The sequence below is a fragment of the Streptomyces sp. NPDC060209 genome (genome assembly GCF_042728155.1).
Lineage (GTDB): Bacteria > Actinomycetota > Actinomycetes > Streptomycetales > Streptomycetaceae > Streptomyces.
Genome location: NZ_JBHWZS010000301.1, coordinates 1 through 10,634, shown reverse-complemented (window position 1 = coordinate 10,634; position 10,634 = coordinate 1). Strand labels below are relative to the sequence as shown.

General features: G+C 71.0%; 7 protein-coding genes. 6 read left to right on the top strand and 1 reads right to left on the bottom strand.

The window, feature by feature from the left end; genetic code table 11:
- Both ACFWFI_RS35610 and ACFWFI_RS35605 read left to right on the top strand, forming a co-directional pair.
- A partial coding sequence (locus tag ACFWFI_RS35610) for a zinc-binding dehydrogenase (RefSeq protein ID WP_387398587.1) occupies positions 1-263 on the top strand: 263 nt, incomplete at its 5' end.
- A 38-nt stretch (positions 264-301) separates the two neighbouring features.
- Entirely contained in the window at positions 302-2,017 is a 1,716-nt protein-coding gene (locus tag ACFWFI_RS35605) for a 3-hydroxyacyl-CoA dehydrogenase family protein (RefSeq protein WP_387398584.1), read from the top strand.
- A 55-nt stretch (positions 2,018-2,072) separates the two neighbouring features.
- On the opposite strand, the gene ACFWFI_RS35600 is transcribed toward ACFWFI_RS35605, so the two are convergent.
- Positions 2,073-4,649 (bottom strand): AAA family ATPase, encoded by a 2,577-nt coding sequence (locus ACFWFI_RS35600; protein WP_387398582.1) that lies wholly within the window; start codon positions 4,647-4,649, stop codon positions 2,073-2,075.
- Positions 4,650-5,012: 363 nt separating this feature from the next.
- Between ACFWFI_RS35600 and ACFWFI_RS35595 the strand changes: the two genes are divergently transcribed.
- The 4 genes from ACFWFI_RS35595 to ACFWFI_RS35580 all read left to right on the top strand — a co-directional run.
- Positions 5,013-6,233, top strand: a complete 1,221-nt coding sequence (locus ACFWFI_RS35595; RefSeq protein ID WP_387398580.1) for a beta-ketoacyl-[acyl-carrier-protein] synthase family protein — start codon at positions 5,013-5,015, stop codon at positions 6,231-6,233.
- Between the two features lie 46 nt (positions 6,234-6,279).
- The gene (locus ACFWFI_RS35590) at positions 6,280-7,539 is read left to right on the top strand and encodes a cytochrome P450 (RefSeq protein ID WP_387398578.1); all 1,260 of its coding nucleotides are present in this window, start codon (positions 6,280-6,282) and stop codon (positions 7,537-7,539) included.
- On the top strand, positions 7,539-9,644 hold the full coding sequence (locus ACFWFI_RS35585; RefSeq protein ID WP_387398575.1) for a beta-ketoacyl synthase N-terminal-like domain-containing protein: 2,106 nt from the start codon (positions 7,539-7,541) through the stop codon (positions 9,642-9,644). Before ACFWFI_RS35590 ends, ACFWFI_RS35585 begins: the two co-directional genes overlap by 1 nt.
- Positions 9,637-10,634, top strand: a 998-nt coding sequence (locus ACFWFI_RS35580; protein ID WP_387398573.1) for a beta-ketoacyl synthase N-terminal-like domain-containing protein, incomplete at its 3' end; no start/stop codon positions are given. The genes ACFWFI_RS35585 and ACFWFI_RS35580, both read left to right, overlap by 8 nt.

Sequence of the window (10,634 nt, the reverse complement as noted above, 5' to 3'; positions counted from 1 at the left end):
TCATCGGCTCCCACTTCGCCAACTACCGCGAAGCATGGGAAGCCAACCGCCTCATCGCCAAAGGCAAGATCCACCCGACACTCTCCAAGGTCTACCCCCTCGAGGACACCGGCCAAGCCGCCCACGACGTCCACCGCAACCTCCACCAGGGCAAAGTCGGCGTCCTCGCCCTCGCCCCCGCCGAAGGCCTCGGCGTGCGCGACACGGAGCTCCGCGAACAGCACATCGACGCCATCAACCGCTTCCGCGTGTCCGGAAGTTGAGCCCGCACGGCTTTCCAGAGAAGGGACAGAGTGAGTTCATGCCGCGCAATTCATCAGTCGTGGGTGTCGTCGGTCTCGGCTCCGTGGGCGGGCCTCTGATCGCCCTGCTGCGCGCCGCCGGGCACGAGGTCATCGGCGTCGACAACGATCCCGACGTGCTGGCACGCGTGGAGCGGAGGACGAAGGCCGTAGCAGGACCGGCGTACACGCTGACCAACGACACGGTTGCCCTGGTACGAGCCAACCTCGTGGTGGAGGCCGTCCCGGAGGACCTGGGGGCCAAGACCGCGATCCTGCGCCAGTTGCACGCGGTGTGCCGAGACCACACGGTCCTGGTGAGTACCTCTGCCGCGCTCCCCCTGAACCGCCTGGCCATCGCCTCCGGCCGCCCGGCTCGGACACTGGGCCTGCGAATGCTGCGCCCGCCCGCGCCGGGGATCGCCGTCGAGCCGTTGCACACGGCCATGACGGACGACGACGCCTCCGCCGCACTGAAAGTGCTGCTCGACGGACTCGGCACGCCCCAGGTCCCCCTCGGCGCACGGCCCGCCGCGGACGCGACCGCGATGCTCCATGCCTACCTCAACCGCGCGATACAGATGGTTGGGCAGGGGTATGCCGGCCAGCAGGCGGTCGACACCGCCATGCGGCTGGGCTGCGGGCTGCCCACCGGACCGCTGCGACTGGTGGACGAGATCGGCCTCGACACCGTGCACTCCACGCTCCTGAACTTGTTGGACCGCACCGGGGACGAGGCTTACCGCCCCGCCTCCATGCTCGGTTCCCTGGTCCGCGCCGGGCTGCTGGGACGCAAGAGCGGCCAGGGGTTCTACGCCTACGACGAGGCGGAACCCGCGAGCACCCCACATGATCCGGACCTTTCCGGGGCCGTCGCCCGGGTGGGCATCGTCGGCTCGGGCACCATGGCTCGCGGTATGGCGGAAGCGATCACGGTCGCGGGGCTTCCCGTCCTGCTGGTCGCTCGTGGCGCCGATCGGGCGCGGGAGGCGCGGCAGGCGATCGAGACGTCCCTGACCAGGTCGATGAGGCGCGGCCGGATCACGCCGGAGGACAAACGGGGCGCGCTGGAGCGGCTCACCACCACCGACCGGCGGTCGGGGCTCGGGCAATGCGACGTGGTGGTCGAGGCCACAGCAGAGGATCTCGCGGTCAAGGAGGAGCAGTTCGCCGACCTCGGCGCTAGGTGCCGGCCCGGGACCCTGCTGGCCACCACCACGTCCAGCCTGTCGGTGGCGGCGTGTGCCGAGGCCTCGGGGCGCCCCGAGGACGTGGTGGGCCTGCACTTCTTCAACCCGGCTCCGGTCATGCGGCTGGTCGAGCTCGTGACCACACCCCGGACCTCGGCCGTGTCGGTCGCTGCCGCGCGGGCGCTCTGCGAACGAGTGGGCAAGACCGTGGTGCCCTGCCCTGACCGGGCCGGGTTCATCGTGAACCACTTGTTGTTCCGCTTCCTCGCCGACGCCGTCCGGCTGCTCGACGGGAACGACACCGACGTCGAGACGACGGACGCCGCCGTCGAAGGGGGACTGGGCCACCCCATGGGCCCGTTCGCCCTGCTCGACACGATCGGCCTCGACGTCTCGGTCGCCATCCTGCGCCGGCTGCACGAGGAGTTCCCCGACGGTGGTTACGCCCCGCCGGACCTGCTGGAGCAGCTGGTCACCCACGGGCTCCTGGGCCGCAAGAGCGGTCAGGGCTTCCGCCGTGTGCCCGCACGCGTGGCACTGAGCTGACGGTCTTTCGCCCGGGCGCCCGGCACCGCGAACCTGCGTTGCCGGGCGGTACACCTCACGACTGTCCGTCGACCGACCGGCTCATCGGCACTCGGCCGAGCGCTGCGGGCAGGTCGGTACGGCCTCGCACCCTCAACTTCTGGTACACGTGGGTCAGGTGTTGCTCCACGGTGCTCGTAGTGACGAACAGCCGGGCGGCGATCTCCCGGTTGGTGAAGCCCTGGGAAGCGAGTCGGGCCACCCGCTGCTCGGCCCGGCTCAGCTCTTCCGGACCGCTGTCCTCCGAGGGCGCGTGTGCCTCATCGGGCGCGGGGCCGCGCGATGGACGGGGACCGCCCATCCGGTCCAGCAGGCGCAGCGACTGTTCGCGCACCCATGCGTTGGCGCCGCTGCCCTCACCCTGCTGGATCAGTTCCTCCGCGAGCAGTTCCCGCGCCTGAGCCGGGCTGCCGAGCTCGTGCAACGCTTCAGCCGCGTACACCCGCCAGGACAGCGAGGCCGACACGTCCAGCTCCCAGGCGGCCATCACGTCCCGGCAGGCGTAGAAGTCCCCGAGCGCCGCGTGGTACCGGCCGACCGCGAGGTGGTGGCGTCCCCGGGCCTGAAGGTAGTGCAGCCCCGGCAGGGTCTGGAACATCACCTCGGGCACCGGGATGCGGAAGCACTCGGCGGCGCCCTCCCGGTCTCCCAGCGCGGTGCAGGCCAGCACCTTGGCGGCGAGCGGGACTCCCAGGGCGATACCCCAGGAGGCCGGGCTCATCAACGACAAGGCCTCGTCGGCCTGCCGCCGGGCGAACTCGAAGTTGCCGAGCTTGCTCTCCACCGAAGCGCTCGCCGCCGCAAGGATCGCGCGGACCACGGGGGTGCGCCGACCGGCCCCGTGCATCAGCAGGTTGCACCAGTCCGCGGCCCTGTCGAGCCGCGCGGCCTGAACGTAGGTCGCGAGTGCCGCGATGGCCGGGGCGACCGGCGGATCGTGCAGGACCACGCCTTCGAGCAGTCGCTCGGCCTTCTTCTGCACGGTGTCGGTGGGGCCTTCCGACATCAGCGCGTACAGCACGAGTGCCCCGTCGGCCTGCGGGTCCAGCGCGCTGACACTGCGGCTGAGCGCGGCCTCGTCCAGTACCGCGTTGCGGCGGTAGCGGGCGCCGAGTACGGGATAGGAATGGGCGAACCAGGCTCGCATGGTCTCCAGTTGCGCCCGGCAGTCCGCCGAGAGCTCGGCCTCTACGGGATCGAGGCCGGCGAAGAGGGAGTCGGCCTCCTCGGTGCGGCCGTGCCACAGCAGATGGGCGATCAGCCGGATGCTCTGTCGGCGTCCGAGCAGCCCGGCCCGGTGGTCCTCGAGCAGTTCGGGCAGATGGGTGCGGACGGCGGCGGGCTCCACCTCCCACTCAGCACGGGCGATCTCGGCCCGCACCTGCGCGCGCTCCCGCGGGTCGGCGCCGACGTCGTGCGCCACCCTCAGGAAGGTGAGCGCGCGTTCGGGGTCGTGACCGCGCAGGGCCTCCTCGGCCGCGTCCCGCAGGACGGGCAGCACCCAACTCTCGTTCAGGGGACCGGCGGCGACCAGATGACGGGCCACCTCGTCGATCGCCGCCCGGTCCCGGTGCAGCAGTCGGGCGGCGGCGTGGTGCAGGGCCGCGCGCTCCTCCGGTGCCATGTCCGTCAGGACGGTGGCCCGGGTGACGGCCACGCGGAACCGGCCACGCTCGGTCAGGCCGAGAGCGTCCAGGGAGGCCATGGCCCGGGTCACGGTCCCGGTGGGCAGGTCGAGCAGCTTGCCCAGGAGCGCCGGGGGCTCTCCCTCCCCGAGGACGGCCAGTCCGCGTGCTGTACGGACAGCGGCCGGGTCGAGTTGGTCCAGGAGATGGCGCACCGCGAGCCGGAAACCCTCACCCGCCTCGGGACCGGACTCCGACCCGGTACCGGGATCGGTCTCCCGGGCCGGGTCGCCGCCGTCCTCCAGGAGCGCCTGGAGCAGCAGCGGGCTGCCGCCGGAGATGTGGTGCCAGGGCCTGACGACCTTGGGCGTGCGCCGCTGCCCGGGGAAGCGCTCGGCGAGCACGGCCTCGGTGCCGGCGAGGTCCAGGGCCCCCAACTGCACCAGCGTGCAGTGCGGATTGCGAACGAACTCCGAGGTCAGCGCGGTACCGGGCGGGGAGGATTCGGTGCGCTGGCCGAGCACGAGCAGAATGCGCGAGGTGGAGACCCGGCGCACCAGATAGAGCAGGCAGTGCCGGGAAGGCGCGTCGATCTCCTGCACGTCGTCGACCATGATGAGCAACGGGCCCTGCTCAGCCAGCCCGTGCATCAGCCGGTGGAATCCGTCGATGGCCTGCGGTGAGGCCCCCGATCCGGACGTCGGTCCGGTGAGCGGCCACGGTTCTCCGGCGGCGGCCGTCAGCTGGCCGATCGCCCCCATGGGCAGCTCGCGTTCCGCCCGGGAAGCCACCGCGGCGAGGACCCGTGCCCCCGCGCGTGACGCGTGGTCCTGGAGATCGTGGACGAGCGTGGTCTTGCCCATCCCCGCACCGCCGGTGACAAGGACGGCCCGGCCCTGTCCTCTCTGCGCTCCCGCGAACAGATCCCTGAGAACCGCCCGCGCCTGTCGTCCGTCGGCTGTCGTCACGGACACTCTCCTCACAGACACTCCCCCTCACGAAGACCGTCACGGCCGATCTGTGCTGCGTACATCAGGTAGATCAAAACACGAGCTGCCCACAGGCCGTCGCTGAACGCCGGTGCGGGCCATGCACGTGGGCGAGGGGCGGCTGCGGGACGAAAGTCCGCCGTGCATCGCCCCGGCTCCCGGCGCTGAACCTCGCGTGCTATGCGCGGAAGCGCCCCCAACCACCCCCTAGGAGGGTAAGCCGCATTCCCGGAATAGAAAATAGGGGGGAAACAGGGGACCCCCAGGGCGGTGAAATCCGGGGTGGCTTCCGCGAATTGCTTGCTTGCTACCGAGCCGCTTCCTTCACTAGCATCCCGGTACATGCAGAACGCGATTGAGGTGTGGGCCACCGGCCTGGGAGCAATGACCCCGCTGGGCGCCGATCTGGCAAGCACGTGGGCGGCCATGCAAAACGGTGAGAACGGAATCGGCACCCTGGAGGAAGAATGGGCGGAAGGCCTTCCGGTGCGTATCGCCGGTCGGTTGACGGCCGATCCCGCCGCCTCCATGGCCCGTACCCAGGCGCGCAAGCTGGACCGCTCGGAGCAGATGGCCTTGGTCACCGCACGTGAGGCGTGGGCCGACGCGGGCAGTCCCGAGCCCGACCCGGAGCGTCTGGCCGTGGTGATCGGCACCGGTATCGGCGGCGTGACCTCCCTGCTCGGCCAGAACCACGTGCTGGAGAACTCCGGCCCTCGGCGGGTGTCCCCGCACACCGTGCCCATGCTGATGTCGAACGGGCCGGCGGCCTGGGTGAGCATGGACCTGGGCGCCCTGGCCGGGGCGCACGCCCCTGTCAGCGCCTGCGCTTCCGGCGCCGAGGCGATCGCGCTGGGCCTGGACCTGATCCGGGCAGGCCGAGCCGACGTGGTCGTCGCCGGCGGTGTCGAGGCGAGTGTCCACCCGCTGCCGCTCACCGCGTTCGCCCAGATGATGGCCCTGTCCACACAGAACGACGACCCGGCCCACGCCTGTCGGCCTTTCGACACCAAGCGCAACGGGTTCGTGCTCGGCGAAGGCTCAGCGACGGTCGTCCTGGAGCGGGCCGACCATGCCCGGAGCCGCGGGGTCACGACGCCGCACGGCAAGGTGCTGGGTGCCGGCACCAGTTCCAGCGCCACCCACATCACCGCCTCCGACGTGGACGGCCAGGTACGCGCCATGCGGCTGTCCCTGCGTGACGCGGGCCTCACCCCCGAGGCGATCGGCCATGTGCACGCCCACGCCACCTCGACGCCGCAGGGCGATGTGGCCGAGGCCCGCGCCATCGCGGAAGCGGTCGGCAGCCACCCGGTGGTGACCGCGACCAAGTCCATGACCGGTCATCTGCTCGGCGCCTCCGGCGCGCTCGGCGCGATCGCCGCGTTGCTGGCTCTGCGCGACGGGTCGGTCCCGGCAGTACGCAACCTGGAGCAGCTGGATCCCGACGTCGAGCTGGATGTCGTACGGCAGACCCCACGCACCGGCCGGTGGGATGCGGCGCTGGCCAACTCCTTCGGCTTCGGCGGCCACAACGTTTCACTGATTCTCGGTCGCGCCTGACGGGTGTCCAGCCGCGCTTCCCGCCATTCCCTTTCTGAGGTGTGAGATGACTGGTAGCAAAGGCGCCGGAACGAGCGCCTGTCCGATATCACTCGACCAGGATTTCTACGCGAATCCCCATCCCGCCTACCGGGCCATAAAGGAGAACGGCAACCGGCCGACTCCCATGGTCCTGAAGACAGGAATGGCATATCTGCCTCCCGGCCTCGAGGGCTGGCTCGTCACGTCGTACGAGGACGTGGAATTCGTTCTGCGGGATCCCCGCTTCCGAAAGAGTATCGATGAGGCCATGCCGCTCTTCGCGGCCCGCAGCGGCGGCGCGGCCCGCGGCTCCCTGCTCTACGCCAACATGGCGAACAACGACCCGCCGGTCCACACACGGCTGCGAAAGCCGCTCAACGGGATGTTCACAGCCCGGGCCGTGGCCGGTCGCCGCGAGGCAATCCGGCGGACGGCGCGGGAAACGCTCGCAGAGGTCGCGGGAGCGGGCAGCTTCGATCTTGTACAGGATTTTGCCTTTCCGTTCTCCATATCGGTGATCTCGCGCACGCTCGGTGTGCCTGACGCCGATCGCGGCACCTTCCACGGGTGGGTTCAGACCATTACCGGGGACGCGGCGCCGGAGGTCCTGCGGCGCGATGCAGGCCTGATGACCGAGTACTTGCGCGGTCTGATACGCGCCCGGAGCACGGACGGGGCGGAGACCGACGACGTGTTGGGCCTGCTGGCCGGTTCCCTGCCCGAGGACGAGGCGGTGGCCCAGGCGTACGCCCTGCTGGCCGCGGGCTACGAGACCACCGCCAATCTGATCGTGACCGGTTTCCTCACCCTGGCGGCCCACCCCGAGCAGTTGAGGCGGCTGTGGGCCGACCCGGACCTGGTGCCGGGCGCGGTGGAGGAGATGCTGCGCCACCAGGCACCGTTCAACCTCTCGCTCTACAGGTACGTCACCGAACCGGTCGAGCTGAACGGTGTGCTGATCCCTCAAGGGGCGATCGTGTTCCTCGCCTTCGCCGCGGCCAACCGCGACGCCTGCCGCTTCACCGAGCCCGACACCTTCGACATCGAGCAGTCCCGCCGTGACCACCTCGCCTTCGGCGGAGGCATCCACAACTGCATCGGCAAGCACCTGGCCCGGCTGGAGGCGGAGGTTGCCTTCGAGACGCTCATTTCCTGCTGCCCGGGGCTGGACGTGCTGACCTCCGCCGAGGAGTTCGACTGGAAGGCCAGTCCTACGTTCCGCGGGTTGCGGAGTCTGCGCGTCGGCCCCGGACCGGCCCCCGCCGGGCAGGGGGAGCCGCGGTGATGTCCCACCCCACCGGCGAGGCGCTCATGGCGCCCGTCGCCGTCGTCGGCATGTCCTGCCGTTTCCCCGGAGCCTCCGACCCGTCCCGGTTCTGGGAGAACCTGGCATCCGGTGCGGAGGACGTCGGCCCGATACCCGAGGGGCGCGAAGGCCCCTCATCCAAAGGCCCCGGCCGGGCCGGGTCCATCGAGCACCCCGATGCCTTCGACGCCGGATTCTTCGGAATCTCGCAGCGAGAGGCCCGGTACATGGATCCCCAGCAGCGGCTGATGCTCGAACTCGCCTGGGAGAGCGTCGAGGACGCCGCGATCCGCGCGGGCGACCTGCAAGGGGCCCGCTGGGGCGTCTTCGTCGGAGCATGCTCCGACGACTTCCGGACGAGCTACCTCGCGGCCGGGGCGCTGGACCGGTACGGCCACACCGGCACCAGCCGGTGCATGCTGGCAAACCGGGTCTCCCATCACTTCGGGCTGCGCGGCCCCAGCGAGGTGGTCGACAGCGGGCAGTCCTCCTCGCTGACCGCCCTGCACCGCGCCCTGTCGAGCCTGCGCCTGGGGGAATGCGACGCGGCCCTGGTCGGCGGGGTGCACCTCAACCTCCTCCAGGAAGCGACCGACCAGATCCAACTGTGGGGCGGGCTGTCCCCGGACGGCCGCTGCCACACCTTCGACACCTGTGCCAACGGCTATGTACGGGGCGAGGGCGGCGGTTGCGTCGTCCTGAAACCCCTGGCCGCAGCCCGGCGCGACGGAGACCACGTCTACGGCGTCGTCCGCGGCAGCGCCGTGAGCAACGACGGCGGCCGGGGCGGTCTCGGCGTGCCCTCCCAGGAAGCTCAGTACGAGGCGGTCACCGAAGCCCTGCGCACGGCGGGGGCGCGGCCCGGGGACCTGGCGTACGTCGAACTGCACGGTACCGGCACCCCGGTGGGCGACCCGGTCGAGGCGCGTGCGCTGGGCGCCGCGGTGGGCCTCGACCGGCCGGAGGGTGAACCGCTGCCGGTCGGATCGGTGAAGACGAACGTCGGCCACCTGGAGTCGGCCGCCGGGATCGCCGGGTTCATCAAGGCCTGTCTGATGCTGGAGCACGGTGCTCTGCCGGCCAGCCTGAACTTCACCGCCCCGCCGCCGGGGGTGGACCTGGCCGGCCTGGGCCTGCGTGTGGTCCAGAAGCACGAGGAGCGGGCATTCGGCACTGCCGACGTCCTCGGCGTGAGCTCCTTCGGCATGGGCGGGACCAATGTCCACGTGGTGCTCGGCCCCGCGCCGGTGGCCGAGAGGATCCCGGTGTCGGCAACGCCGGTCGCCGACGCGCACGGCGCCGTGTGGTGCCTGTCCGGCCGGTCCCCCGAGGGCGTCCGCGAGCTGGCGCAGGCGCTGCTGGACGAACTGGACCTCCGAGGTGCGGGGGCCGACATCCAGGGCATCGCCGCCACTCTGGCCCGGCGCACCCACTGGGAGCACCGGGCGGCCGTGGTCGGCGCGTCCCGGGAACAGATCCGTGAGGGCCTGGGCAAGGTGGCTGCCGGGCACGGCTTCGCCGTATCCGGGGGGTGGGCCGCGGCCGTCGGGGCCGACGGCGCGCATCTGGTGCGCGCGGCCAGCGATTACGTCCACGCCGGCGACGTCGGCACGCCGGCGGCCGTTCCAGCCGGTGTCCGGGGGCCGTCGACCGTGCCGGGTCTGCCGACGCACCGTTTCCAGAGGGAACGTTTCCCCTTGCCCCCGCCCACGCTGGCCCCGGCCGCCGTACCGACTCCCTCGCCGTCCTCCGTGGAGCCGGCCGGACAGCCGGTCCCGGAACCTGACGAGGCGTCGTACCCGCGGGCCTGGGACGCGGCCACGACCCGCGACGAACGGTTCTGGCTGACCCAGGTCCTCCTGGAGCGCGTACTCGCCCACATCCAGGGCGGATCCATGCCCGACCTCGACCCCGAGGTACCGCTCACGGACCTCGGGATCGACTCGCTGACTCTGGTGGAGTTCCTGGACCGGCTCACCGCGGTCACCGGACTCCCCCTCTCGGAGACCTTCGTCTTCGACCACCCCACGATCACCGAAATGACGGAATGCGTGAACAAGGAGATGGAGTCGAGACATGGCTGAGCAGGACGTGACGCGCGACGACATCGCTGTCATCGGCATGGCCTGCCGCTATCCCGGTGGGGTGGACACCCCGGAGGCCCTGTGGGACCTCGTGGCAAGTGGTCATGACGCCGTCGGCGAGTTTCCCGACAACCGCGGCTGGGACACCGACGACCTCTACGACCCGGCGTTTGTCCGCCAGGGTGGCTTCCTGCACGGCGCAGACCGGTTCGATGCCGCGTTCTTCGGCATACGGCCCGCCGAGGCCAAGTCGATGGATCCGCAGCAGCGCATGCTGCTGGAGGTCTCCTGGGAGGCGATCGAGCGGGCGGGCATCGTCCCCTCGACGCTGAAGGGCTCGCGCACCGGCGTCTTCGTCGGTGTGATGCCCAACGAGTACGGCATGCCGCTCTGGCGCTGGCAGGAGGAGACGGCCGGCTTCATGGGCACCGGCACCTCACCGAGTGTCGCCTCCGGACGCATCTCGTACGTGCTGGGCCTGGAGGGCCCGGCCCTGAGCATCGACACGGCCTGCTCGTCCTCGGGCGTGGCCATCCACACCGCGGTGCGCTCGCTGCGCAGCGGCGAGACGGATCTGGCGCTGGCAGGCGGCTGCACCGTGCTGGCCGGGCCCGGCATGTTCGTCGACTACGCCAGGAAACAGGCGCTGTCCCCCGACGCCCGATGTCGCACTTTCTCCGACGCGGCGAACGGCACCGTGTGGGCCGAGGGCGCTGGTGTACTGGTGCTGGAGCCACTCTCCAAGGCCCGTCGGCTGGGCCGCCGGATCCTCGGCGTGATCAAGGGCACCGCCGTCAACCAGGACGGTGCCAGCAACGGTCTGACCGCACCGAGCGGCAAGGCCCAGGCCAAGGTGATCAAGCAGGCACTCGCCGACGCGGGTCTGGAGCCGCAGGACATCCAGCTCGTCGAGGCGCACGGCACCGCCACCAGGCTCGGTGACCCCATCGAGGTCAACGCCATCCATGCCACTTACGGACACGCGGAGCG

What these genes read in the sequence shown, in the direction of transcription:
- ACFWFI_RS35585 (WP_387398575.1), top strand. Translation starts at nt 7,539, where the DNA reads ATGTCCCACCCCACCGGCGAGGCGCTCATGGCGCCCGTCGCCGTCGTC.
- ACFWFI_RS35590 (WP_387398578.1), top strand. Translation starts at nt 6,280, where the DNA reads ATGACTGGTAGCAAAGGCGCCGGAACGAGCGCCTGTCCGATATCACTC.
- ACFWFI_RS35595 (WP_387398580.1), top strand. Translation starts at nt 5,013, where the DNA reads ATGCAGAACGCGATTGAGGTGTGGGCCACCGGCCTGGGAGCAATGACC.
- ACFWFI_RS35605 (WP_387398584.1), top strand. Translation starts at nt 302, where the DNA reads ATGCCGCGCAATTCATCAGTCGTGGGTGTCGTCGGTCTCGGCTCCGTG.